This window comes from Bacillus cereus group sp. MG4, from assembly GCF_040460055.1.
Taxonomy (GTDB): domain Bacteria; phylum Bacillota; class Bacilli; order Bacillales; family Bacillaceae_G; genus Bacillus_A; species Bacillus_A wiedmannii.
Genome location: NZ_JARVGZ010000001.1, coordinates 673,229 through 699,241 on the forward strand (window position 1 = coordinate 673,229; position 26,013 = coordinate 699,241).

A 26,013-nucleotide genomic window follows, 5' to 3' on the forward strand; every position below is an offset into this window, starting at 1 on the left:
GTGGAGTATTAGTTACGGGAAACTAATTATTTATAGCGAATATATCTAAAATAGGCATCTAAATATTTGCATTCAGATGAAGGGGGAAATGTTATGAATTCATTTGTAAATGATAGGTTTCATGAAACGAGAAAACATCTATTCGAGGAAATTATGATATTGGATGAGGCTCAATTCAATAGTAAGCCAGACAAGAATAAATGGAGTATAGCACAAGTATGTCATCACTTAGTTTTATTGGATAAAGTGGTCATAAAGGTTATTTCATCTGGCTTAAAAAAGATTGATAGTACCCTAAAAGAGCGTCGAGAAATCCGTTCTATATTACAAGATAGATCGATAAAATTTATAGCTCCAGAAATGATTGAACCAAGTTTAGAACCATTTGAAGTGCAGAAAATGATCGATATGTTAAACGAATCAAGAAAAGAATTGATGAGTTTCCTTAGTACAATAGAAGATGAATCTATATTAACGATTAAATCAGTGATGCATCCAGCTCTTGGAGAATTACTTCTTGATCAGTGGATAGAACTGATCTATTTGCATGAACAACGTCATATAGAACAAATCAAAGAGATAAAATTACTTTGTGAAATTGGGAAGTAAAAATCTTTGGTTGTTAATAAAAAATACAGCTCTCATATGTATACATTCCAAATTAATCTAAAGAAAGATTAATTTGGAATCCGATTTGTTGTATAAGTTTAACCTCGTCTCAAAATTAGAGCGGGGTTTTTATTAATTTTGGAGGTATTCTGGCATTTTTATTTAGTATTAATGTAATCAATTTTTATTCTAATACTTAGGGAACTTACTATTAAACCGAGTTAATGATAGAATAATAAAAAGACAGAAAATTCCTTTTATTGAAAACAGAGGAGGTATGTATGAAAAAGGTAAATGTTACATATGCACTTTTATACGATAAAACAAACGAAAAAATCTTAATGGTAAAAAACAAAGGGAAGAATGGCTCTTATTACACGTTACCAGGTGGCGCAGTTAAATATGGAGAAACGTTAGAAGAGGCAGTAATTCGGGAAGTGAAAGAAGAAACTGGGCTCCATATAACTGTAAACGGTATTTGTTCCATTAGCGAAGCTTTTTTCGAAGAGAGAGGTCATCATGCAATTTTCTTTAATTTTTTAGGTGAAATAATTGACGGAGAGACAAATATAACAAGGCCAAAAGAAATTGAAGAGATTACCTGGATGGAATTACATAGAGCAGCACCGTATTTACGTATACCAGAACACTTATTAAAGATATTACAAAGGAAAGAAACGGTACCTTACTTTTTTAACGGAACAATCGTTCATCAATCTTCATAACATTATCATTTCATGTAGGGCGGGGAAAAAATGGAGTTTATCGTTAATCATAAACATTTCACTCAAGCACTTTCTGAAGTAAGTAAAGCTGTATCTACTAAAGCTATAATACCCTATATTATCTGGTATAAAAATAATTGCAGATCAATCTGGAATTACTTTAATCGCAAGTAATTCAAATATTTTCATTGAAAAATTCATCCCTAGTTCCACTGAAGACGACCAAATTACAACTATATTAAAAGCAGGAACTATTGTAGTACCTGCAAAATATTTCATTGAAATTATAAAAAAAATGCCAAGCGATGTATCAATAAAAAGTACGAATGAGCAAATAATTACGATACAGTCAGAAGAAATCACATTAAACTTAAATGGACTTCCAGCATATGAGTTTCCGAATGTACCACTTATAGACGATCATGCAAACATACAAGTAGAAACCGAACAATTGATTGAAGCATTTAAACAAACTGTCTTTGCAGTAGCTAAAAATGAATCTAGACCCGTTCTTGCCGGTGTTCATATAGAGTTAGATCATAATAAATTAATTTGTGTAGCAACTGATTCACATAGACTTGCTATACGCGAAACGATAATATCTACAGATGTGAAAGCGAGTTGTATCGTACCAAGTGCAACTATTAGTGAACTACTAAAATTAATGAATAGTAATTCCGAATTCGTATACATCTATCTTTCAGAAAGTCACATTATTTTTACATTCGGCACAACTACATTATATTCTAGATTAATTGAAGGGAAATATCCTAATATATCTAGTTTAATTCCAAATGAATTTCAGACAGTCATTAACGTAGATAGAAAAAAGATTTTACAAGGTGTAGATCGATCCAGTTTATTAGCAAGTGAATGGGCAAATAACAATGTCAACTTAGAAATCATAGACGCATCCACATTGAAAATTTCTTCTAACGCTTCTCAGATTGGTAAAATATCCGAGACACAACAGATAGATGCGATTCAAGGTGAAAAACAATTAAATATATCTTTCGATGGACGATTTATGATAGATGCTTTAAGGGCGATAAAAGAAGAAACGGTTACGTTAAGCTTCAGCGGTTCTATGAGACCGATATTAATTGAAGCAGGAACACAATCTGCAGCAGTACATCTTATATTTCCAGTAAGAGCTTATTAATAACAAGGGAAGGAATCACATTATGTACAAGCACACTTTATGTTTTATAAAGAGAAATGAAGAGATACTTATGTTAAATAGAGAATATGACCCTGTAAACGGATTATGGAACGGGGTAGGTGGAAAGATAGAAAAGGGAGAAACACCTTTAGAAAATGCGATTCGTGAAATAAAAGAAGAGACTAATATAGAAGTTACGCATGAACAAATTCAGTTTAAAGGCATTATTAAGTGGGAGGACTCATCTTACTCTGGTGGTATGTATATTTATTTAGTAGAGCTACATAATGAATTTACATATCACACTCCAAAAAAAGTATCAGAAGGAATTTTAGATTGGAAAGAGATTTCTTGGATTCTAAGTGACTATAATTACGGCGTAGGAGAGATGATACCTAAATTTTTACCGGATTTACTCCACAATGAATTAATATTAGAGCACAATTTTGTTTTATCTAATCATGAATTAATAGATTATAGGAATGCAGAATTGATTAAGCAGAATAGTTCTATAGATAACATAATTCAATTGTAAAAAGAAGGAATTCACCTCAAAGTAGAGTTTCAGATAGCAAGAAGGCAAACATAGTGAGATAAACTTAAATACGGAAAAAGAGCGAATCACTTATAAGAAGGTTCGCTCTTTTTTATTTAAAATTAAATTTCTCGCCACCATGCTGATGAAGGATAGTCTGTAGATTTTAACGTAATAGATTCACCAATTTGTGGCGTTGCAATATTAACTCCTAAACGCTTTGCTTCTTTCGTAACTCGTTTAATTGGATCACTCCATTCATGTAATGCCAATGTAAAAGCACCCCAATGAATCGGAAGAAGTAGATCTCCTTTCACGTCAATATGAGCTTGAACCGTTTCTTCAGGTAACATATGAATAGCAGACCACCTCGGATCATATTGTCCGCATTCCATTAACGTAAGATCGAATGGACCATATTTATCACCAATTTCCTTAAAGTGAGGAGCATACCCGCTATCACCACTAAAGAAAACTTTAGTCTCTTGACCAAGAATAAGCCACGAACACCATAAAGAACAATCTCTATCTGTCATACTTCGTCCTGAGAAATGCCTTGCAGGTGCACAAACTAACTTTATATTATCAAACGCAATTTCTTCCCACCAATTATGTTCACTAATTTTGCTAGGTGAAACACCCCATTTAATTAAATATTGCGCAACTCCAGTTGGAACATAAAAGTGCTTTGCACGATCTTTTAACTGCATAATACTTTTGTGATTTAAATGGTCATAGTGATTATGAGAAATGATAATCGCATCAATTTCCTGAAGGTCTTCACGTTCTAAAGAAAAAGCACCACTATAACGTTTACTAGTAAACACAGGAAATGGGGAAGAGGCATCTCCAAACATCGGGTCTAATAACAATTTTTTACCCTCTATTTTCAAAAGGGAAGCAGAGTGCCCAAACCATGTCACACTCTCTAAAGACTCATTATTTTTATCCGATAAAACAATAGGTAAATTCTTTACAGGACGTAGCTTTGATTTCATTTTAAAGTAATCAGTCATTAAACCTATAATATCTTTTGGTTTAAAACTTACATCAGTATGAATTTGATTTATATATTTCTTTTTCATTCGTTCTCCTTTTTACGTTTAACAATATACGTATGTTGTTATTGTAGCTAATTGTAGTTTAAACGAAATCATTTTACCTTTCACCTTAAATGCAGTACATTTCATAAATTTGTCAAATTCATTATTCTTATATATAAAATGTAAATCAAACAGCAGCAGATGAAACTAATATGAAGTAAATGTAAATTATTTAAATTTAGTAAATTTCTTCTTATAATCAACAAAGAACATACGTTTCGTTATATGTTATAGAAGAAAATAGGTCTCTAATTATTAAAAGGAAGGAGAGGACGTACGTGCAAATAGAGAGAAAAAAGAAGTCAAAATGTAAACTATCAAAATCTGAAATAACGCAGCTATATGCAGAAGGGAAGAGTACTTCAGAAATAGCTACACTTGCTAATGTGTCTGCTAGGTATATTCGTATGGTTTTAACAGACAATAACGTTCCAAGGGCGCGCTATAGGGAGTTGGAAGAGAAAGTATGACATAACAGAAGATTATTTTAAAACGTGGTCAAATAACATGTCTTATATATTAGGGTTTATAGCAGCAGATGGTGTTATACAGAAAGAAAATCAATGTGTCAGTATATCTCAAAAAGAAAATTACATTTTAGAAGATATAAAACAGGAACTAAACACTAATCAGCCACTTTATCAAAATAAAAAAACAGGCGTATATATGCTAAACATTAATAGCAAAACAATAAAAGACGATCTAATGAACATACACGGAATTAATCCATGCAAATCTTTTAACATTGAATTTCCTTTTGTACCAGAAGAATATTTACATCACTTTGTTCGTGGGTATTTTGATGGGGATGGTCATGTAAACTCCCATAAATATTTTGTTAGCTTTGTTGGAGGATCATATAATTTTATGAATTCTTTTAAAAACACCCTTGAGGACAATAAATTCCGATTGAGTTTTGTTGACAAAGAAAAACAATATCGTATTTACCTAAGTGGTAAAAATAATGTTAATAAATTTTCACAATGGATTTATAAAGATAAAGGTTTACATTTAAAGCGTAAATATAATATTTTTCAACAAAAAGAATAATGTCATGATGATCGACTAATCTACGAGCAAGTTCAATTATAAAAGTAAAATCTACGATGAATTATTAATCGAAATCAAATTAATTATAAATATAGTTTAGTTAATCTAAAAAGCAACTTGTTTAAAATTAATGATTAAACAAGTTGCTTTTATTTTGTTTATTAACGATTATATACAAGAATATAAATTACGAATTCCAAAGCTATCAAATCACATCAATTCAAAAACAATGAACTAATCACTAATAAAGAAAAGGGAAGTGTAAAACATATAGCTAACATATAATAAGTTTATTACTTTTTACTAGTTGACATAATATATATTATAGGCAGTTATAAAACCAAAGCGATATCAGGTATCAAAAACCAAGTAAACTATACTTAATGAGACGAAACGGAGATTTTTAGTGAGATTTACATAAAATCTTATCTAAACGAATTTCTACAGTTTTTATCGTTTTATTGTTATAAATCCATCACAGCAAATTCAAATCAATAATCCAATGAGAATTATCGAATCAAAATCATTTTTGATCGGCAAGAAATTTTTATACAGAAAAATTATTTCTATACAAAATATAAATTAGTAATTTTATTTTATGTTTTACTTAATGAATTTATTGCTATTTACACACATTTTACAACTTTACATTATTTGTTGTTATTTTGTTATTTACGCTTGACTTTCATTACACTCATTGTTTTTTATTCTAGTTAACATAACGTTTATTTTTAACATAAAAAAATCTCCCTCACCTTTAGGAAGATTTTTTAGCTTGCTAGTATTTTAGTTATATGTTTTTAATAACAATCCCAATTGTAAATAACATTGGAAAAATCTAGATTTAATAAATCGTCTTTCTTTATAAAGAAATTAGCAACACCAGAATCTCCCCACATAATATTCAATGAATCGTCTGTATCAATTTGCAACAATAACATGTCATGTTGCTGGTATTTTTTTTCCCATTCCCTTGGATCTGTCTGTGTGAAAAATGGATAACCACCAATTTTATGCCCTTGATCTTTACATAAATCATCATACAGTTCGCCTAATTCGGTATTATTTTCTTCATCAACAATTTCTTCCCAATCAATTTCCTCACTAAACATCTTTTCAAATCGATAATCCCTTGGTGTTACTGGTTGATAACCTAATTCAAACTTTAGTTTCGCTGCTTCAGGTATGATAAAGTCCTCTAATTCTAAAGTGTTTAAATAACTAAAATCAGTAATAACCTTATTTAAATCTTCTATAATTGTAGAATGATAAATAATTCGAAAGTCTTTTTGGATTGTTGGATGATCAAAATCTGCTCCGTAAAGCTCATCATCAGCACTTACGAAAAACTGTAACAATCCCTTTTGAGGCATATATTCAACATGCGGCATTTCTTCAAAGTTTAGCTGTGCAAGTAACATCATAGGTTGTCCATTTGAATCTTTAGGATGCTCTTGATCTATAGGTAAATACGGATAACCACCAAACTTACTCTCAAAAAGTGTTGTCTCTGCTTTCGCTCCAGTCACGTTAATATACGGTTTCACACTATCTTCTAAAATACTACGATACTGCTCTAGTTCTTTCGGAATTTGAAGTTGATACGTATTCTTCATTACATTTGCCTCCTTTTAATAATGAATTGAAAATGCCTTACTTAATTATATAGCAAGAGATAGCTTCATTAAAAATTGTTAAAAGTCCGTTTTCATCCTCGTTTTTTGCGCACTTGGTGAACAAAGTAGATTATGTTCTAAAACCTTTTTATTAATAGTTCGAATTAAATCCGCTGCTTCTGCAGTATTTGTATTTTCTTTTAGTCTCTCTTTTAAATCATCAATTTCCTTTGAAAGCTCAATCCACCTAGGTAAAACATGATTATTCTTTAACGTTCTATACAGTTGCTTTTCAGGATTGTAAGAAAGATCATTATCAAGATTAAGAGGTTTCCCTTTACCAGGTAAATTATCAAAAGACCCTTTCTTTTCTGCTTCTTTAACGATAGAACTAATATGATCTTCATATGTAAAGGACCAAACTTTCTCATCTTTTACTAATATCTCTTGCTTTTTTAGTTTTTTATCCAGTTCTTCTTGATTCATAGACTCTCTCTCCTTTTTCTTTTAAAGTGTTGTTTTTATAAGTTTTAATGCTTTCAACCCATCAAAGAACTTTTCTCGCCACCAAACACCGTCATGTCCGCCTTGAAACTCTTCATAAGTAATTTGGTACTCTTTTTCTTTTAAAGCTTTATAAAGGCGCCTATTAGCCGTTAAAAGAGGTATGTTTTCGAGTTCTCCTGCTGCAATGTAAAAATGAGTTTGAATTGTATTTGAAACTATAGTTGAAATTTTATTTTCAATCCAAGGCATTTCTTTTTCATATCCATCCTTTTTCCAATGAACGGATCCAGACATTGACAACACGTTCCCGAAAATATGTGGATTTTGAACTGCTGCATAACAAGCTGCTAAGCCACCAAGACTGAATCCAGCAATTGTTGTATGTTTCGCTTCTTGATGCACACGATACTTCGCCTGAATCCACGGAAGTAATTCCTCCGTTAAAAATGCATTCATTTTATCGTTATAAGTTAGCTCTTCTAGCCGATTAACTGGATCTATAGCAACAGCAATACAAGTTGGGATTTCTTTTTCGTAAATTAAATAATTGAGTGTTCTTGCGATTGAAAGGTTATTAATGAATGAATTCCCATCAAATACAATGAGAAGTTCTTGAAGATGTGAAGTGTGAGAATAATCATGAGGTGTATAAATATGAATTTTACGTGTGTTATTTAAAATCGTACTATAAAAAGAATATGTTTCAATTTTTCCGGATGGATAATGGTTTGAAGGAAAACGACTGCTATACTGCACTTCCATCCCTATCTTTAATACAGACGCTTTATTGGCACCCTCTCCAAATGTATTTCCATTAAATTGGTCTAGTTGGTACTGTTCACTACGCTTTATCCAATCATTTTCGAAAACATCGTTTACTGAAAAATAGTACGTTGTAATAAAATTCTTATCTGTCCTAAACGTTTCATACCAAATATCTGTCTGTAACAATCGTTTTAATTGATTTACAGACAGATCCCAACCAGGAAAACTGCCGAATACATAAACATTTTCAGTTTTCCGGTCCCCTAACCAAATATACGTTATAAGTTTATACTTATTATCTACAGGACATTGTTCTATTAGTGGCGTATTATTCGACTTTATTTCATGTAAAAAAGTATAAAAAGCTGTCTCATTTCCATTCTTTAATTGATTATTAAGCTCCTCTAACTTAGGACTAATTATTGAAGTCACCCATCTTCCTCCTTTGTATTTCTTTTCACTAGATTGCTTTTATAAAAATTAGGATTAGGATGATATGTATTTAGATGAGTTATTTATTAGAAAGTTTATCAATTGCCTGAATAGAAAGTTCCAATGCTTTTATCCTCTTTGTTAAAAGTGTCTTTTGAGGACTACCAGCTTTAGACTTATCATAGGCTCTCTCAATTGATGGAAGTAAACCAGCAAGGACATTACGAGCTTCTGCTAACTCTTCTTGACTATACTGGTGACTTTCTTGATTCCAAACGTTTTCTAGTACTGCTAATCCTACGCTAACAGCTTTAAATCGTTTTTTCACTAATGTGGTATTTGCACCTTTTTGAGTCATCTGTAATAGTGCATTTTCAAGTTTACGAATTGTCGATTGTAAAGATTTTATTGATTCCAATTTATCTATATTTGATACGATTTCCATGTTAATGTTGTCCCTTCTGACTTATTTTGTTTAATGTTTATTAAAATAAGTGCTTTATTTTACTCGAAATATTTTAACATAATTAACTAACTATATTCGAGTTGGACAATAAATTAAAGGGAAATGGAAATTAAACGCCTCCCTCCTCCTTTATATCATTCTATAAGTACTTCTTTCTGCACATTAAAATCCCTATATAAACAAGGGATAGATATTGTCTTTTTTATGAACAAAAAACGTACAAGCAGCATCACTTGTACGTTTTAATTTTTATTCAGTAAGATAATAAAGTAATAGCTTTCAGATCTTTTCATAATTCATGAAATCTCTATACAAAATGGGATACTTAACAATTTCTGTCTCTATAAAACGATATTGCGGAAACCACTCAAAAAACGATTGCTTTAACCACTTGATTTGCTGAAGCGTAATGTTCTGTTCATTTCCGTTTAGTACAGAACTTAAAGTTGCTGCTGTATGCATCCAATAATAATTTATATCAGCGTTTATACAGCCCTCATCTGTAAATTTACTTTTTAAGTCTTGTTAGTGTTCCTGTAGCATGAGACGGAAACGGTTTATGTAGTGGACTATGCATTTTCTGCAATTCATTAAAAATAACTTTTTTACCTAATAGCAACTTTCCACCCCTTTATTTCTCTATCCAACTTAATAATTTTTCATAATGATATTGAGCATCTATATAGCCAAGGTTATATAAATTAACTAGCTTTTCTTTATCTCTTTCTATTCCGCTTATAGGAAGTTGTGAGCTAGGCTGAATTACATAAAAATTATCTTTCTGTTCGTTGCCATTCATATAAGTTACGGTTTCATTATAATAACGATAATGTTCTACTAAATGTTCTGCGATTTTCGGATATTTACTATATAAAATTTTAGCCAGACCAGAAAATTTATTCCGCTGCTTCTCATACCCTTCTGGCTTTGTCATAATCACGACGTTCTTTTGATAACCATCAGTTTGCGCTTTTAGAACCGGTATAGGATCTATAATCCCTCCATCTAACAATTTTCGATTATCATATTCTACAGCAGGCGCTATAAACGGTACAGAACTTGATGCGCGAATGATTTTTAAAATATCATTTCCATGTTCTATTTTATTGTAATAAACTGCTTTTCCTGAATCACAATCAGTCGTTCCTATGACAAATTGCTCATTGGAATTTAGGAAAGTTTGAAAATCAAATGGAACAATTTTATTAGGGACTTCATCAAATAAAAAGTCCATCCCGAATAATTCACGTTTTCTAATCAAATTTCGATAAGATATATATCGGTGATCTGACACTAGCTCTGTATTTACTTTTTTATTCCTTCCTTTTTGACGTGATAAATAAGTTGCGCCCATACATGCTCCAGCGGATACGCCAACTACATACGGAAAGAATAAGTTCTTTTCCATAAAATATTCGAGTACTCCTGCAGTATATAGCCCTTTCATTCCTCCGCCCTCTAATACTAAACCTATATTTTTCATGCTATATCCCTCTGCTTCTTTTTTCTTACTTACATGTTAGCACAAGATTTTAAGATGAGGTTATATAAACGAATTGCAATAATAACCAGAAACTACTAAAGTAATGTCATAATTTCTTAGTAAATAGCATGGTACAATATAAGTAACACATTCCACAAATAATGGAGGAGGAATTTCTTATGGGTTTATTTAGCGGTATTTTAGGAAATGCATCAAATGCGAGTACAGAAAGTGTAGAGCGTGATTTAGAGAAGATTATGTTAGACGATGAGAAAGTTGAACATGCTTATAAATTAATTCGTGATTTAATCGTATTTACAAATCGTCGTCTTATTTTAGTAGATAAACAAGGAATATCAGGTAAAAAAACAGAGTATCATTCTATTCCTTATAAAAGTATTACACAATTTAGCATTGAAACAGCTGGGCATTTTGATTTAGATGCTGAGCTTAAAATTTGGGTATCTAGTTTGAGTACGCCAATTACGAAGGAATTTAAAGGTGACGATAGTGTTTTAAGCATTCAAAAAGCGTTAGTAACATATACGACGAAATAACGCCTTTTCGTATGTTTATTCATTTTTAAAATTACTAACCCGAGTATTTCGGAAGAATATGCATGGTTTTTGTATATTTAATCTAAAATAACATAAAAAGGTAAAGCGTATTTTAAATGCTTTACCTTTCTTTTTTGTAATAAATAAGTGTAGTTTTATCATTTAATTTCTTTATTACTTCTGTTCTTTTATACCCCATTTTTTCGTATAGAAAACAATTTCTTTCTTCTTCTAAAATCGTTGCAAGTTCAAAGCTCCGTGCTTCTGGAAACATCTCTTCAATTAAAATAAGTACCTTTTGAGCGATCCCTTTCCCTTGATAGATTGGATGGATGAACATTGGACTGATCCAAAATTTATAAGGTAGTTCTTTTTGGGATATACATATCGCTCCAACAAGGTTCGAATCTATTATCATCTTATAAAAGTTGTTGCTTGGATTATTTATCCTTAAAATAGTTTTTTCAATAGACTCATTTGCTGGGTTTGTTTCATAGTCTTTATATTTATTTAATAAAGAGCTAAATGAGTCTATTTGCATTTGAAATAAAACTGCTGCATCACTTTCTGTTGCCTTCTCAAATGTAATCTCCATCTTACCAATTTAGTCGCTTTCTTAATGAAGTTATATGAGCTGTATGATGACGACCATGCCATGCATATAGTCCAATTGCAACAGCAAGTTTTGTTTCACCAGTCTCTGGATGGTTAAATGTCTTTTCTAGATCTTGTAGTTCTAGAGAATATAAAAGGTTAACCCATCTTTTATGTAATGAATCTAACATTACTAGTGAAACATCTACTGGTAATTTAGAATCAGGTAATTCTGCCCACTTCTCTTCTTTATATGGTTTAATCGTTGGATTCTTTTCTGTTAGCGCTAATTTAAAACGTATATAGCTATTCATGTGGCTGTCAACAACATGATGGACTACCTGACGAACTGTCCATCCACCAACGCGGTACGGTGTGTCTAACTGCTTCTGATCTAAATCTTTGATAGCCTTCGTTAGTTCATTAGGTAAATCTTCAATTTCTTGAATCCATGTATCAATCATTTCTTCAGTTATAGGACGTTTGTATGTAAATTGCCCAATTGGATAACGTAAATCATTCATGAATAAGTCCCCCTTATTATAAGCGCGAAGTATTTCTCCAAATATAATGTACAAAATTCACATGTTCTCCATTTAACACTACAGATGTTGTATCTGCTTCGTTTTGATAAGAAGAAAACCCGCCTTTTTCTAGTACAATTTGTGATGCGACATTATTAGTAGTTGTTTTAGCATGAACTTCAGTGATTTCATTGTTTTTTGCTACGTCTAAAATTAATTTTACGGCTGCTGTTGCAACTCCTTTTTTAGTAAACTTTTCTCCGACTCGATAACCTAACGAACTGCTGCGATTTTCCGTATCTATATCTACTAAATTTATTCGTCCTACAATTTCATTTTCTTCATTACGAATTAAATAAAAATAAGAATCTCCATCCGCTTGTTCTATTAATAAATCGTCTAGTAGCTTTCGGAAATATTCAAAATCGAAATATTGCGACCCGCGATTTGGTACCATTGTTTCAAAAAAAGATTTATTCGTAAGTTCAAACGTAAATAAATCTTTAGCATCGTGTTTCTTTAATTGTTCTATGTATATTTTCATCTCGCCTCCCCTCCCCCTTCTATATATACTAACTGTTATATATTCTTTTTAATCGATTATTTTCCTGCTAATTCTTTCGCTTCAGTAATACAGCAAGTAGTACTCTCGGATGAAATAGGTGAAATGGACTACGAATTAAATTCATCACTCTTACTAATCGAATATAAACGTCAGAGTCACTTGCAGATAGTTGATATATTTGTTTCGTATACCATAGCTGAAATTTTTGCTTTATCGTTAATTTTCTTTTTAACTGAGGATGACGTGATATTTCCGTTGTAGTCATTTCCCAAGGAGTTTGTATGATATTAGCAGTATTTTTATAAAATCGCTGTGTAAATGTTTTATCAAGCTTTTGTCTCCTTTGTAAAAGTAACTGCAATTGGTGAGCTTCCATAGCAGCAACTGAAACACCTTGCCCGAAAACAGGATCAAAACGACAATGTGCATCCCCAACTACTAACAACCCTTCTGGTAAATGATTAACTAAATCAAATCGCCGACGTACTTGATAAGGAATTTTGTACGTTTTGATATTTGAAATTGCCTCAGCTTTATTTAGAAAATCTGTCACATTAGAAATTGATAGGTTTTCAGCAAAATCATAAAACTCATCATCTGTTTGCGGTGCTTTCTCATTTGCATATCCGCTGAAAGTAACAAAATAGCGATTATCCTCAATCGTTTGAATAAGAACACCATACGGATTGTCAGGGAAACTTGGAGACATTAGCATATTACAGCAGTCTAATTTCTCATTTTCATTGAGTTTAAACATTCTAGTTGTGTAAAACAAATCAATGCGCACTTTCTCTTCTTGCACTTCAATATTGTATTCACGTAACCACGCTATACTTTTTGAACCAAATCCGCTTGCATCAACAACAATATCTGCTTGAATTTCTACTTGTGTGCCCGACTCTAAACATTTAGCTTTTACTCCACATACTTTGTTAAACTTTCCGTCTACTAATAACCCATCAACTAATGTTCCAAATTTAGTGGTAACATTTGAAATATCATCAATTCGTTTTTGAATATGCCATTCAAGCAAAAACCTACTTTGTTGAATCATATGTACTTTTCCTATAAATTGCTGTTTCCATAAACCAAATTGATGCCATTTTATATCACGAGTAAAGTTATTTACGATACTACCTGCTTCGATTAATTCATTAGTGATATTAGGAAACAATTCCTCAATCGCTTTTTCTCCACCTTTTAATAACACATGAGGATGATGACTTTGTGGGACTCTTTTTCTCGAAGACTTTCCATCCCATCTTTCACCAGATTCTATAATGATTACTTCTTTAAAGGTAGTGGATAATGCTTTTGCTGCGAGTTTTCCTGCTATACTTCCGCCAATAACGATAGCCTTATTAAACATATTTTCCCCCTTAATGAAAAAAGACCCTGCCTTATATGAATGAAACAGGATCTAAACGAATAGTTACTAAATTAAAACACATGAGTAAATTGCAACGTTAAAATTAAAATGCCTAATCCCCATACGTAATACGCAAATACTTTTAAGGAGTGACGTTTTAAATATTGAATCATCCATGAAACGGCTATATAACCGAAAAACGCTGCTGATAACGTTCCGACAATTAAAGATGTACTAGAAATAGATTCTGCTTTCCCTTGAAAAACATCTGCAAATTGTAAAATAATAGCTCCGACAATGGCTGGAGTTGATAATAAAAAAGAAAAGTAAGCAGCAGTTTCGCGGTCTAATTTCCTCCATAATGCAGCGACGATTGTCATACCAGAGCGAGAAATTGCCGGAAAAATAGCAGCCGCTTGAAATGAACCGATAATAAATGCGTCTTTATATGTAATGTCGTCCATTTTCTTACGACCATTCTTTTGTTTATCTGCCATGTAGAGAAAGAATCCTGTCACTAAAAACTCCCAACCAATCGTAATACCTGTTTTTGAAATATCCTCAAAAAAGTCTTTAAATAACAATCCGATTACAACTGCGGGTATCGTCCCGACAATAAGTAGTAACATTAGTTTTGAAAATGGATTTTTAATTAAATATATAAATTCTTTTTTGTAATAAATAAACACTGCAAGCAAAGTTCCAATGTGCAGCATCGTATCTAAAAACAATCCTGCTTCATCTAATTGAAACAAATGCCTTCCTAAATAAAGATGACCTGTACTACTTATCGGTAAAAACTCTGTTAAACCTTGTATGATCCCTAATATAAAAGCTTCTAACCAATTCATGATGGTCCCCTTTCTCGTTTGCTTGTACCAATATATGAAGGTTAAATTTTCGATATGAAAAAAACTATATTTCTCTATGAATTTACTTTTATTTTATGGATATATATGTAAAAAGAGGTAAGGAGGGTTACTATGTGGCAACATACGAAATTCGGCAATGTATTACTGTGGACAGGACCTATCCTTGTGTTTATAGGGTTATGTATGACAAATGTTATTTCTGATATTCCTTTTTTTGAGGGAAAACATAAATCGATTGGAATTGTACTTATATGTATAGGTGTATGCTGTTTTATTGTTGCTAATCATTTAAAAAAAGTAGAAAAATATGAGGACTAAATTTAAATAAAAAAACAATCCCAGTATATGCGCTAGGATTGTTTTTTTATTACTTATTTATAGAATACTTTATCAACGTTATATTTTGCTTTATATTCATTAATAATGTAAGTTTCGTAAATTTCTCTTTCTGTTGGATCTTCTACGATACATGCATCGATGCGGTATACTTCATCACGGTGATTTTTAATTGGTGAAACATTGTCTTCAAAATGCTTTTTAATACGTTGTCTAATTTTACGAGCTTTACCTACGAAAAGAAGTTCGTCATTAATATTGTAAAACATAAAAATGCCGCCTTTATCTCTAGGGAACAAGTGGAAATCGATAAATCCATTAATTGGAGTAATTATTGGCTCGTCTCCTTTAATAACTTGTTTACGTTCAGTAATTGAAACATCAGTTTCAGGAATATTAATTTTAATCAAGTTCATTCACGTCCTCTTTTATTATAAAGATAAATAATAGCATACATATGTAAGAAAAGCTACGTTCAGAGGCATATTTCATTTTATAATTCAAATATTATAGGTGGATCATGTAAACTCTTCTTCCAAATCATATGATCACTTGATTCTCCCCAATAATCCTTCAGTACATAACTAGGCTCTCCAAACTTCTTCGTCCATATACTTTGCGCTTTTTTGTATCCACTGTCTAAACAGTATTCAGTTATTCCTCTGCTAAGTAACGTAATATACATTGCATTAAGTAATAACTTGCCTATGCCATTTCGTTGATATTCAGGTAGTACAAATACTGTTCCTATTTCATATAAATCTTTAAATACACCACCTGTACAACTATTAATCAATGTACTTGCTAGACCGATTTCAATTGTTCCAATGATTTTATCGTTACTTGTATCAATTGCTAATAAAAAGTAACGATTTTCTCCGTTACTCTCCAAATCATTTTTCAAATACTGTTTTTTCGTGTTAATTTCATTTTCTAAGTCATCTAATAACTGTGATAACCCTTCATTTTTAAATGTATGAGTAATAACAAGACGAAAAAACAAGTTTAGTTCATCTAAATCATCCGAATTCGGCCTTCTAATTTTAACGTTATACACGACTTAAATCTCCAATCTTTAAAAATATATGAGAAATTGTTAAGACCATGCTTTATATACTCTATTCAACATTATTCTACAAAGGCCTGCATAGATCCAACAATATAGAAAGCTCAGTATAAATATCGATAAAATAACTTTTATATCCAAAGTTGTATGAATAGTAGGACCTAATACAGGGAATCGAAAGACATCAAGTACAATCATAATACCTAGAAGTAGACATATTGCTGAAAAGGAAACAATCAAAATCCTCCTCTTGAATTGTATAAAAGAAATTCCTAGCGCTATACCTAATAAACCTGTAGTAAAAGGAAAGACAATTAATTCACTTGGCTCAATAATAAATAATACGAGAATAGTAAGAATGTAAGAAAGTATTCCCGTGCGAGTAGAATAACAAATAGCGAAAAATATAGGCAGCGTCGCAAAAGGACTAATAAATAAGCCGATACCAGGGATTAAGTTCCCGGCAGATTGAAAAATAGCAGCAAGTGAACCGAGTAACGCTGTAATGACTAACCTCTTTGCTGGCGTCATCTTTCTTTTATGAACAAAATTCGCATCATGCGCGATCATCGATTGATACCAATAGTTTCTAAAGTGATTCATCAAAATCCCCCTAAAGATATCTAATTTATCACTTTCTATTTTTATTCATACACTTATTGTTTATTTGTTACCTTCTAAAAGGAATCAGCCATTATACAATAGACGATTATATAAAGAATGTATCTGAAAGTTGTTATCATATCAAGGAACGATTTCAAAAATAGTACCTTTGTTAAAATCCGTTACTTTCATAGAACCACAGACCCCTAAATATAATCTAGTTTGATCTAAATTTGTTCCCAAACTCATATAATAAGCTGCTTGCGTACCAAAATCATAATCGATTTCAATAACATGAAAGTCATTATGTTTACCATGCGTACCAGCTCTAGAATAAGCTAAAGTACCCTTTACTGAAGACTGCGATTTTTCTTTCTTAGCAAGGTCAGTAAATACGACGCTACCTGTTAAATTTGGGATTGCAGTCCCCATATATGGTTGAACTCCTGTAAGTGAAGTTCCTCCAAACTTATCCGGTCTGGAATCTTTATGATAATAACTAATTAGAGGTTGAATACGATTTACTGATGTTACTATTGTTTCATCATAATAAGCCGTTATCCTTTCATCCAAAGTAGGATTCTCAGAACAGTGTCTTATAAAAGAAGTTGGTAATTCTCCTTCCCATCCTCTCCAACCAAAATTAATAAATCCATATTGATCTAGAGTATCTCTCATTAAATATGTTTGAACAAGTTCGGTAACTGGTATTGGTTTGTATTGAACAAAAGAAAAAATAGACTCTACAATGTCCTGTCCGACATTTCCGGCATATTTGATATATTGATTATAAAACCTTTGAAATGAAATACCTGTTATATTACGTACGCCTTTTGCAATTAATGTAAGAGTTTCTTGAATAGATAGAGGAAGTTCATTAAAACGTGTAACTACTGGAGGATTATTTATGGACGTATTTTTACTTACATCGATTTCAATTATTTTACCTGCTATTTCTAAATCATCCTGGCTTAAATTAAATGGATCATAGCCCGAACCGCCATCTCCATTTGTAAAAACAAGTTTTCCAGTCTCTGGTGAAAAGTTTAAACTATTTACGCCGTTATGATTAAAAAATGGTCTTCTTATATTAAGTAAAGTTCTTTGTTTTTGAGATTGGCCGTGTGATTGTAAAACCCATTCTTCCACTGTATCAATATGATCATATTGAGTATCTCTATTTATCCACTTTAAGTTTAAAGTTTTCGGGTCACAAGGATTCGGTTTAAATTGTTCTGAAAGCGCACCAGGTCCTTGTGACCCGGCCATAGAATAATGAAGATAAAATAAGCCGTTATGATTAAATTGTGGATGGAACGCTAGTCCGAGCAACCCGCGTTCATCATAACCGCTACTAGAAACACCTTCTTCAAATGTGCCTAATGTAATAATTCGGTGACGAATATTTAAAAATGTCTTTATATCTCCGTCTCCTATGTAAAAAATCTCTCCTAATTGGGTTGCAATAAATAGTCTGTCAGCCGATTCACCAGGAAGTATAGCTGTTTTTATTACAGTTGGTAAATTTAAGTTATGAACGATGGGCCGTAAACGAACCTTAACTTTTGTCAATTCACTGTACACCCCTTTTTATTCTTTTTAATAGAATAGTATGATTAGAGAAGACTTATTAGTATTAAACAACTCGCATTCCTTTTTATTACAATTTTGTATATAATATAATTATAAATTAACTAGGGGGACTCATTATGACACTCTTACTACAAATCATCGTACCACTTATTTGTGCAATATACTTATTTACCCTCTATTGTAATACGACTATGGGAAAAGCTGCATTTCTTTTGGCGGTCATTATAGGAATTTTCGGTTTAGAAAATATTTTTCAATATGCTAGTTTAACAGATCATACTGTTTATCCATATTGGGGAAGCTTGAAGGCTGTAATCTTTATTTTATCAGTGGTGTTTTTATTCAAAAGAACCCCCACTTCATATAGTAATTAAATATAAATAGACGTATCGCCAGCATTGCGGAGAAAAAACACGCTAAGTAAATTTTGACAAGAAAAAACAGTTTTTTTACGTTAAAGGTACACATGTTTATGAACAATAAATTTGTTTTTTTAATGAAGAGCCGGCATCATAAACCTGCATTATTAATGTAGAATAGTGATGTCGGCTCTTTATCTACTAAACTAATAGGTTAGAGAATAAATGATTCAAATTTATTTAAAGCTTATTTTCGGGAAGAGGTTATGCAATGAGAGCGCCATATCAAGTATTAATATTTCCTTATATAATAGCTGATGATTCTATTCAATATGCTATTTTTAATCGAAGTGATTATGGTTATTGGCAAGGAATAGCTGGTGGTGGAGAAGATGGTGAGACTCCTTCTGAATCTGCAAAACGGGAAGCGTTTGAAGAGGCTGGTATTTTAAGAGAATTCCCTTATATAAAATTAGATTCTGTGTCTTCACTACCAGTAGAAGATGTAGTTGGAGAATTTCTTTGGGGAGATGATGTTTATGTAATAAAAGAATTTTCTTTTGGAGTTAAAGTTCCTACAAAAAATATTTCATTATCCAAAGAACACTCCAATTATAAATGGTTATGCTTTGAGGAAGCAGTAACGCTTTTGAAATGGGATAGTAACAAAACAGCATTGTGGGAATTAAACAAAAGGTTATTAAAACAATTACAGTATTAGCTAACAAAGCCGTAAGTGAAACAAGAATTAAACAATTTCAAAAACCTTGCTGCACTTCATATGCAGCAAGGTTTTTAATTTTTCTATTTCCCAATTAGGTGTAAGTATAGAAAGAATATGAGACATCTAAATAACTAACTATAGTTTTTTTATTTTCATCCCCCTTATAAGTCAGTTGTTTAAAATTTAGTTGTTTCACAGTTTCTTTGTATTATGAAACAAACTCACATTTCAAGGTATTTCGATTTACTATAATATATTTACCTGTTGATTTATTCATTACTTGAGAAACTTCCTTGGTATGTGTTACCTCAAACCAATCATTTTGTATATCCACCAATAATTTTATCTTCTCATCACTTTTCCCATATTTTAAACCACTATAAGATACTTTCGTCATTGTGATCGTCCCTTTCTTAATGATTAATATGTGTCATTTAATCTCTTTTTATATTACTTATTTCTATAATACAATTATTGAGGCATTAAATTCCTTTTTTGCATTAAACCTTAATAAATTATTCAAAGGTAACCTAATCATTATGTCGTTTGTTAACTTCAATCGTAATGAACTCCGGCAAATAGCTGGGAGTACATCCTTTCGCTACTATTACATCTTTGTAAAGACCTGTTTTCTCACCAAGTTTAATACAACGTGCACGATTCTTTTCATCATAAACGCCTATCCAGCCTGCGGTGAAGTTCATAGCCCATTGAACTTCCGGTTCTTCCTGCGTAATATTAGCTTCTAATGCAGATAGCAAGTCTACGGTGTTATCAGGCGGTGTTTGTCCAGTCCATCTCAATCGCCCTTGATAATACCAAAAAGCTCGCCTTTGAAGAGCTGAAGGACTATTTTCCCATGACTCCATCAATGCAATTTTCTTCTTGTCTTTGGTGAGCTGATTAGCCATTAACCAATCCATTAAGTTATTTCGCTCATCAAAAGTGTGAGTCTGCATATCCTTATCAAGCTTATTTAGCACATCTTGTGAAAGAAGTTTTTTGTCCATAATTAAGATTGCTAATAGTCTGGGCAAAAACTCTTCGGTTGACCAAAGTTCCATAGCTAGTTCGTGATCTTTTTTAATGTCCTTCGCGATTTTTCGTAAGTCGCCTAGCTTTGTTTTACTATTGATCTGAGATAGAATGTTTTCTGCTTTTGAAGAGCGTTTTATTTCTGTATCTTTTTCATTCATTTTATACAACTCCTTTATTTAAGCACTGTTTCATAATATATCCTTGACGGGATATATCAAAAACTTAATTTCATTATAAGTCTTATTGCAAACTTTTTTTCATTTTGAGAGAAATTCGTCTCCTTAACTTGATTGCGATGTATGGTGACCCCTAACAATTAAGAAAAGGCTGATTTTATACATGGAAATAAATATAAGTCTATGACCTATTTTCACACGTATCTCGGCTGTACCCCATTATACTCATCATATCTCGCCCACTTTTTCATCTAAATATTTCAAACACTCTTCCATTTTATCTTTTTTATATAAATTTCGCGATTTAAATCAATTGTCTTCAATTAACATAACCATCTTATTTGTAGTCAACGATGCATATTTTTAATGGGAGTAATTACAAATATTAGCTTTATGGGTATGTCGTGCTACTCCAAATAAAAAAGATTAGGAACGAATCCTAATCTTTTTTATTATTCAATTGCACCCGCAACGTCATAATCGTTTATATCTAATTCAATTGTTTGGCCAAGTGCTAGTTTAGCTAATTCTGATCCTAAATATGGGCCGGCAGTTAAACCTGAAGCACCTAATCCGTTTGCAACGAGAATGCCTTCAAAGTTAGGCAAAGGTCCGATAACAGGTAAGAATCCTGGAGTAAATGGTCTAAATCCAACTCTCGTTTCAAGCATAGTACTATCTTCTAAACCAGGCGCAACTGTTAATGCTTTATGGAATACTTCATGTAATCCCCCAGCTGTTACACGGTGATCGAAACCAGTGTCATTCTCATGTGTTGCACCAATTACGACGTGACCATTGTCAAATGTTAAAATGTATTGATCGTTTGGTGGCATAACAACCGGCATATTTTCTGTTGCTGTATTTGCAATTTGCAAATGAACAATTTGTCCTTTTTGGAATGTAACTAAGAAATTAATTCCTAACGGATTCAAGAGTTCATTCGCCCAGGCGCCTGCAGTTACAATTACCTTTTCTGCTACAATTGTTTCATCGTTTACTGTAACTCCGATAATACGATTACCTTCACGAACTAATACAGCATCTCCTTTTATAAAAGTAGCACCATGTTTTTTCGCAGCACTTATTAATGCGTTACGTAATGATCTTCCATTTACTCGTGCAGCGCCACTAATATGAACAGAACTATATTCTTCTGATAATGCTGGAAATAATTTTTTTGTTTCTTCAGCTGATAAGCGAGTGATTTCACCAATCTCTGGTGCATCTACACGTCGTTTATAAGCTCGCTCTTCCATTTGATCTAGTTTTTTCTTGTCAGTATGTAAACTAATTGCACCTACACGGTTATAACCTGTATCCGTTTCACCATCTTCTTCTAATTGTTGGATTAATGAAGAATAGTAACGTGCACCGCCTTTAACGATTTTATACCACGCTTTATTACGACGTTGCGAAAGCCATGGACAGACAATACCTGCTGCTGCATCAGTTGCTTGACCTAATTGTTGGCGATCAACAATAATAACATTCGCACCTGCTTTAGCAAGATGATAAGCAGTAGACGCTCCTAAAATTCCAGCTCCAACTACAATATACGATTTCATTTCAAACACCTTTTCTCTTTTGCTAATTATTTAAATATAAGAACTTACTTTAGTATACTGGAAGGACTCCTTTTTTCAATGTGCCAAGCGCAATTAATTGTTGCAGCATTGTGACTTTCCTAACCATTATTTTTTCTTCTTACGAAATAATTCAATTGTTTTATATCCTTGTGAAAGAATTTCAATCATTTTCTCAAGACGTTTTTCACGTGTTTTTTCTTGTTTTACAGAAAATAAATTACGCGCCCAATCTTTTTGATATCCAGGTGTTAAACTTTGATAAAACTTAAGTTCATTTGGATGATTAGCTAATAAAGCTTCAACATCTTGAATTCGATCTGCATAATCAGCTACACATTGGCTCATAGCAGGCGTTTTCTGCTCTTTTTTCTTTTCACGCTTTAAACCTACAACAGTAAAGACATCGTCCATACTTACCATTCGTGCAAATTTAATATCACTCTGTCCTACATACCCATCTTCGCCAACGCTTAATGCAGGAAACATTTCATCACGGTGAATAAACGTACTGTAACGAGAATTCCCTTTTTTCGGATATGCGAAGAATATGTAGCCTTTTTCAATTAGTAATTCTTCATTACTAATAATATAATTCGTTTGTTTCACCATTTCATCAAGTGTTTCTACAAAAATAAAAATGGCATCGTGTTCTTTTGAAAATGCAGTTTCTTTCCCTGTAAAAATGTCATAATCACTAGGTTCATTAATTACGACCATATTTGTATACTTATTAAGTTTCAATTTATCAATAATTGACATAAAAATCTTCCTTTACATTCAAAATTCATTGTTTATAATTTTTTATACTGTTCTAGTGTATTATATCTAATTAGAAAATCAAACTTTAATAGTTGTTTTAAATTAAAGTTAATAAAATAGCCGATTCTGCATAAGAACCGGCTAGCTATTTGTTTCATTACAACTCAATAGCAAATAAAGTATTTAATAGCTCCCTATATTGATCTTCTGTAATTACCCGTTTCGTTTTTTCTCCATGAATTATTTCGGTTAAACTCGTATTCGTTAAAGAGACATGGCCATAGTCCGTAAATTTCACTGCAATTGGTCCCTTATTAAAAATAGATTTCTCATCTTCTATTACTCTTTTTTGAACATCGTTCACTACTGCCTCATCAATGATACGATTATAAAAAGCATGACAAACTTTCCACTCACCGTTCGTATCTTTTCTTTCTAGAACGTAATTCCCTTTGCTCGTATCTTTTCGTCTCACTCGATACGTACCATTTTTAGAAGAAACTGACTCACCAGTAAAAGGTACAGGGACTAGAGGTACTAATGAAGCAATCCCTACATCAATTAAGTATCGTACGTTATCATAATTTAAAATAATCGTTATATGTCCATCCTCAAGTGCCCAAGCGTTTATATCATTTTTATATACGGTTCCAAGTGCAAGTTGTACATCATAACCACAATCTTGTAAAAAGTAGTAAAAAAGAGTATTTAATTCATAACAAAGTCCGCCGCGGGATGAAGTTAAAATTTTATCCTGTAAATTTTCCATAGTAATTGTATTCGCATTACGTGCTATAACATCTAAATTCTCAAATGGTATAGTGTGTGCAAATGTAAAGAGAATTGTATTTAATTCCTCAAATTTCACTTCAGTACGCTTTGCAAGATTCAATCTTGTAAAAAGCTTATGTTGTAGACTTGTCATAGTCAGCACCCCTTAAAATGTATAAGTTAAAATAGTATATGCTGATTGTAAATTTGATGGGGTACTGAAACAATGTACATTTCGTTTAACTGTACCGGTACAAAAAGTCTAACCCACAAGATCACTTAAGATAAGAAGCTACGAATACAAATTTAATAGTTTGTCTTTAGGTAAATTATTATGATTACTTAAATCAACAAAATATTGAAGTTGCCACATTTGGCTCTTTATAGCTTGATTGTTGACGGGGTTATCCCATATAGGATAAATCCTCATAGCCATCTTTCCTTTTTGACTTTGAGTCTTCAATATTTTTTCTTTAAGAAGAATTTCTTTAGGGAAAATAAATTGTCCTAGTTTATTATCATCAATACAAGTGATAACTAATAAGTCAGGAGCAGCGTCATTAGAAAACGCTTGATTTTGCATATTGTCATCTTTCTCCCAAAAAGAAACAAATTGTCCAATTTTATTAGGAGTAATTTTTGATTTTCTAAAACGAATGATTTTGTTGTTTAAGTGAAATATACATCCTGCATATTCTGCATTTTGCTTTTCTTCTTTTAGATTCGTAATCATTAAATTGTTAGGTTTGTAAACTAAATTGTTTAAATTACGGATTATATCATTAAAATTGTTCAAGAAAACTCCCCCTTTAGTCATCTCTTAGTTTACCACAAACATCAGTTCTTATATGTTGTAAATAATAAGCGACGTGAAAAAGAGGGAGCTTTTACTAGTATACATAGAGAAATCTCCAATGATAGCAATCTTTACTCTGTAGTTTATAAACTTTTGAAGAATATCACCCGCAAGCCGTGTTTTTAGATCAAAGAAGCTTTCACTTATAAATGATTTATCAATAATAATATGTTTCGCATCTACTTCATATTGAACTGTTGCCATAAGATCCAACGCAGTTTGAACATCGGAAATTAATACCTTATCGTTTTTTATAACCGCAATATTTATTCCATCGATAACTAATTTCTTTATTTCCATAGTCCCACCCCTCTATTACTTACACAGTATGAGTAAATTTGTATTGCAGCTCTTCATATTAATTATAGTTCAAATTAGATACAGCGAACAAAGCAGCCTCTTTTTATTTCAAATATAGATTTTTTATATTACTAATACGGTCAATGAAATTATTAAATATCGAGATTGGTTTTACTTGTTATAAAAATATTGTGGTGTAACATAACTTAACAAACTATCCAAAGTATTAATCTCGGCATACGGTTGTATTTCGGTAGTATTCTTGATTTTCTGAGGGTTAAACCACACACCGTTTATATTTGCATTTTGAGGACCAGCAATATCCTTTTCTAAGTCATCTCCAATAAATAATACATCTTCTGGTTGCACATTAAGCTTATTTAATGCTAGTTCGAATATACGTTTATCAGGTTTACTCAATCCTACTTCTTCAGAAATAATAATCGTATCAAAGTAATTGTTTAAATTCGTGTTAATTATTTTAGCTTTTTGTCTATGCGTTGAGCCGTTTGTTATAATTCCAATTTTAAAGTGACTCTTTATATGATTTAAGAAATGAATAGTATTTTGGTCTATTGAAAAACATGTAGGGAATTTTTCATTCCAAAAATCTTGGATATAATTGTGTGGTAATCTATATATTGGCGCGAATTCATCAAATAATGATTCTAAAACTATCGTTTTATTACTAATGCCGTATTCCCTTTTATCGTATTCTTTGAATTTCTGTAACATATTGTTTTTGACTGTATCACTAACATCCTCATAACACTTTTCTAAAACTAATAAAAACAAGTTATCTACTGCCTTATCCCTATCAAGTAACGTATCATCTAAATCAAACAGCATAGCTTTATAACTCCTCAAATAATTTCACAACCTTTCTCACATGATTTAAATAATCCCTTG

At 31.9% G+C, this 26,013-nt stretch carries 28 protein-coding genes and 5 pseudogenes; 9 read left to right on the forward strand and 24 right to left on the reverse strand.

The window, feature by feature from the left end:
• Positions 1-93 precede the first annotated feature (93 nt).
• From QCI41_RS03420 to QCI41_RS03435, 4 genes and pseudogenes are all read left to right on the forward strand, one after another.
• On the forward strand, positions 94-609 hold the full coding sequence (locus QCI41_RS03420) for a DinB family protein (protein WP_353838328.1): 516 nt from the start codon (positions 94-96) through the stop codon (positions 607-609).
• A 281-nt stretch (positions 610-890) separates the two neighbouring features.
• Positions 891-1,334 carry an NUDIX hydrolase gene (locus tag QCI41_RS03425; protein ID WP_353838327.1) on the forward strand — a complete coding sequence of 148 codons (444 nt, stop codon included), beginning with the start codon at positions 891-893 and terminating at the stop codon, positions 1,332-1,334.
• A 30-nt stretch (positions 1,335-1,364) separates the two neighbouring features.
• Positions 1,365-2,496, forward strand: a pseudogene (gene dnaN, locus QCI41_RS03430) (DNA polymerase III subunit beta).
• A gap of 22 nt (positions 2,497-2,518) precedes the next feature.
• On the forward strand, positions 2,519-3,031 hold the full coding sequence (locus QCI41_RS03435; RefSeq protein ID WP_353838326.1) for an NUDIX hydrolase: 513 nt from the start codon (positions 2,519-2,521) through the stop codon (positions 3,029-3,031).
• Positions 3,032-3,153: 122 nt separating this feature from the next.
• Here the strand turns inward: QCI41_RS03435 and QCI41_RS03440 are convergent, their stop codons facing one another.
• Positions 3,154-4,116, reverse strand: coding sequence for an MBL fold metallo-hydrolase (locus QCI41_RS03440; protein ID WP_097916977.1), 963 nt, complete (start codon positions 4,114-4,116; stop codon positions 3,154-3,156).
• A gap of 296 nt (positions 4,117-4,412) precedes the next feature.
• On the opposite strand from QCI41_RS03440, the pseudogene QCI41_RS03445 reads away from it, so the two are divergent.
• Positions 4,413-5,184: pseudogene (locus QCI41_RS03445) on the forward strand (LAGLIDADG family homing endonuclease).
• A gap of 800 nt (positions 5,185-5,984) precedes the next feature.
• Here QCI41_RS03445 and QCI41_RS03450 read toward each other — a convergent pair.
• From QCI41_RS03450 to QCI41_RS03475, 6 genes and pseudogenes are all read right to left on the reverse strand, one after another.
• Positions 5,985-6,800 (reverse strand): YwqG family protein, encoded by an 816-nt coding sequence (locus QCI41_RS03450; protein WP_353838325.1) that lies wholly within the window; start codon positions 6,798-6,800, stop codon positions 5,985-5,987.
• Positions 6,801-6,878: 78 nt separating this feature from the next.
• Positions 6,879-7,286, reverse strand: coding sequence for a DnaJ family domain-containing protein (locus tag QCI41_RS03455; RefSeq protein ID WP_353838324.1), 408 nt, complete (start codon positions 7,284-7,286; stop codon positions 6,879-6,881).
• A 21-nt stretch (positions 7,287-7,307) separates the two neighbouring features.
• On the reverse strand, positions 7,308-8,504 hold the full coding sequence (locus tag QCI41_RS03460) for an alpha/beta hydrolase (RefSeq protein ID WP_353838323.1): 1,197 nt from the start codon (positions 8,502-8,504) through the stop codon (positions 7,308-7,310).
• A gap of 79 nt (positions 8,505-8,583) precedes the next feature.
• On the reverse strand, positions 8,584-8,949 hold the full coding sequence (locus tag QCI41_RS03465; protein ID WP_353838322.1) for a hypothetical protein: 366 nt from the start codon (positions 8,947-8,949) through the stop codon (positions 8,584-8,586).
• A 300-nt stretch (positions 8,950-9,249) separates the two neighbouring features.
• Positions 9,250-9,589, reverse strand: a pseudogene (locus QCI41_RS03470) (YxiJ-like family protein).
• A gap of 12 nt (positions 9,590-9,601) precedes the next feature.
• Entirely contained in the window at positions 9,602-10,453 is an 852-nt protein-coding gene (locus QCI41_RS03475; protein ID WP_046959578.1) for a patatin-like phospholipase family protein, read from the reverse strand.
• Between the two features lie 179 nt (positions 10,454-10,632).
• Here QCI41_RS03475 and QCI41_RS03480 point away from each other — a divergent pair, with 179 nt between their 5' ends.
• Entirely contained in the window at positions 10,633-11,010 is a 378-nt protein-coding gene (locus QCI41_RS03480) for a PH domain-containing protein (protein ID WP_000522465.1), read from the forward strand.
• Positions 11,011-11,131: 121 nt separating this feature from the next.
• Here QCI41_RS03480 and QCI41_RS03485 read toward each other — a convergent pair.
• The 5 genes and pseudogenes from QCI41_RS03485 to QCI41_RS03505 form a co-directional block, all read right to left on the reverse strand.
• Positions 11,132-11,605: pseudogene (locus QCI41_RS03485) on the reverse strand (GNAT family N-acetyltransferase); the annotation flags it as partial.
• Between the two features lies 1 nt (position 11,606).
• Positions 11,607-12,128, reverse strand: a complete 522-nt coding sequence (locus tag QCI41_RS03490) for a YfiT family bacillithiol transferase (protein WP_353838321.1) — start codon at positions 12,126-12,128, stop codon at positions 11,607-11,609.
• 16 nt (positions 12,129-12,144) lie between these two features.
• Positions 12,145-12,672: a GNAT family N-acetyltransferase gene (locus tag QCI41_RS03495; protein WP_353838320.1), complete on the reverse strand. Its 528-nt coding sequence runs from the start codon at positions 12,670-12,672 to the stop codon at positions 12,145-12,147.
• A gap of 67 nt (positions 12,673-12,739) precedes the next feature.
• Positions 12,740-14,062, reverse strand: a complete 1,323-nt coding sequence (locus QCI41_RS03500; RefSeq protein WP_353838319.1) for an FAD-dependent oxidoreductase — start codon at positions 14,060-14,062, stop codon at positions 12,740-12,742.
• Positions 14,063-14,133: 71 nt separating this feature from the next.
• Positions 14,134-14,913: an undecaprenyl-diphosphate phosphatase gene (locus tag QCI41_RS03505; RefSeq protein ID WP_088033764.1), complete on the reverse strand. Its 780-nt coding sequence runs from the start codon at positions 14,911-14,913 to the stop codon at positions 14,134-14,136.
• Positions 14,914-15,045: 132 nt separating this feature from the next.
• On the opposite strand from QCI41_RS03505, the gene QCI41_RS03510 reads away from it, so the two are divergent.
• Positions 15,046-15,252 (forward strand): hypothetical protein, encoded by a 207-nt coding sequence (locus QCI41_RS03510; protein ID WP_353838318.1) that lies wholly within the window; start codon positions 15,046-15,048, stop codon positions 15,250-15,252.
• 53 nt (positions 15,253-15,305) lie between these two features.
• Here QCI41_RS03510 and QCI41_RS03515 read toward each other — a convergent pair whose 3' ends face one another.
• The 4 genes from QCI41_RS03515 to QCI41_RS03530 all read right to left on the reverse strand — a co-directional run bounded on the left by QCI41_RS03515 (position 15,306) and on the right by QCI41_RS03530 (position 18,511).
• Positions 15,306-15,686: a nucleotide excision repair endonuclease gene (locus QCI41_RS03515; RefSeq protein WP_076538045.1), complete on the reverse strand. Its 381-nt coding sequence runs from the start codon at positions 15,684-15,686 to the stop codon at positions 15,306-15,308.
• 77 nt (positions 15,687-15,763) lie between these two features.
• Positions 15,764-16,327 carry a GNAT family N-acetyltransferase gene (locus QCI41_RS03520; protein ID WP_353838316.1) on the reverse strand — a complete coding sequence of 188 codons (564 nt, stop codon included), beginning with the start codon at positions 16,325-16,327 and terminating at the stop codon, positions 15,764-15,766.
• Between the two features lie 39 nt (positions 16,328-16,366).
• Positions 16,367-16,939, reverse strand: coding sequence for a YybS family protein (locus tag QCI41_RS03525; RefSeq protein WP_353838315.1), 573 nt, complete (start codon positions 16,937-16,939; stop codon positions 16,367-16,369).
• A 141-nt stretch (positions 16,940-17,080) separates the two neighbouring features.
• Positions 17,081-18,511: a PQQ-dependent sugar dehydrogenase gene (locus QCI41_RS03530; protein ID WP_353838314.1), complete on the reverse strand. Its 1,431-nt coding sequence runs from the start codon at positions 18,509-18,511 to the stop codon at positions 17,081-17,083.
• 137 nt (positions 18,512-18,648) lie between these two features.
• Between QCI41_RS03530 and QCI41_RS03535 the strand changes: the two genes are divergently transcribed.
• Together QCI41_RS03535 and QCI41_RS03540 are read left to right on the forward strand one after the other, a co-directional pair.
• Entirely contained in the window at positions 18,649-18,906 is a 258-nt protein-coding gene (locus QCI41_RS03535) for a hypothetical protein (RefSeq protein ID WP_353838313.1), read from the forward strand.
• Positions 18,907-19,162: 256 nt separating this feature from the next.
• A complete protein-coding gene (locus tag QCI41_RS03540; RefSeq protein WP_353838312.1) occupies positions 19,163-19,612 on the forward strand; it encodes an NUDIX hydrolase in 450 nt (149 codons plus the stop codon).
• Between the two features lie 211 nt (positions 19,613-19,823).
• Here QCI41_RS03540 and QCI41_RS03545 read toward each other — a convergent pair whose 3' ends face one another.
• The 8 genes and pseudogenes from QCI41_RS03545 to QCI41_RS03580 form a co-directional block, all read right to left on the reverse strand.
• A complete protein-coding gene (locus QCI41_RS03545; RefSeq protein ID WP_212955333.1) occupies positions 19,824-20,012 on the reverse strand; it encodes a hypothetical protein in 189 nt (62 codons plus the stop codon).
• Between the two features lie 133 nt (positions 20,013-20,145).
• Positions 20,146-20,811 (reverse strand): DNA alkylation repair protein, encoded by a 666-nt coding sequence (locus QCI41_RS03550; RefSeq protein WP_353838311.1) that lies wholly within the window; start codon positions 20,809-20,811, stop codon positions 20,146-20,148.
• A gap of 470 nt (positions 20,812-21,281) precedes the next feature.
• On the reverse strand, positions 21,282-22,397 hold the full coding sequence (locus QCI41_RS03555; protein ID WP_353838310.1) for an NAD(P)/FAD-dependent oxidoreductase: 1,116 nt from the start codon (positions 22,395-22,397) through the stop codon (positions 21,282-21,284).
• Between the two features lie 126 nt (positions 22,398-22,523).
• Positions 22,524-23,177: a YdeI/OmpD-associated family protein gene (locus tag QCI41_RS03560; protein WP_353838309.1), complete on the reverse strand. Its 654-nt coding sequence runs from the start codon at positions 23,175-23,177 to the stop codon at positions 22,524-22,526.
• A 157-nt stretch (positions 23,178-23,334) separates the two neighbouring features.
• The gene (locus QCI41_RS03565) at positions 23,335-24,102 is read right to left on the reverse strand and encodes an arylamine N-acetyltransferase family protein (protein WP_353838308.1); all 768 of its coding nucleotides are present in this window, start codon (positions 24,100-24,102) and stop codon (positions 23,335-23,337) included.
• Between the two features lie 138 nt (positions 24,103-24,240).
• Positions 24,241-24,765 (reverse strand): MepB family protein, encoded by a 525-nt coding sequence (locus QCI41_RS03570; RefSeq protein ID WP_353838307.1) that lies wholly within the window; start codon positions 24,763-24,765, stop codon positions 24,241-24,243.
• A gap of 66 nt (positions 24,766-24,831) precedes the next feature.
• Positions 24,832-25,104 (reverse strand): annotated as a pseudogene (locus QCI41_RS03575) (DUF4180 domain-containing protein); the annotation flags it as partial.
• Between the two features lie 171 nt (positions 25,105-25,275).
• Positions 25,276-25,953 (reverse strand): HAD family hydrolase, encoded by a 678-nt coding sequence (locus QCI41_RS03580; RefSeq protein WP_353838306.1) that lies wholly within the window; start codon positions 25,951-25,953, stop codon positions 25,276-25,278.
• Positions 25,954-26,013 lie beyond the last annotated feature (60 nt).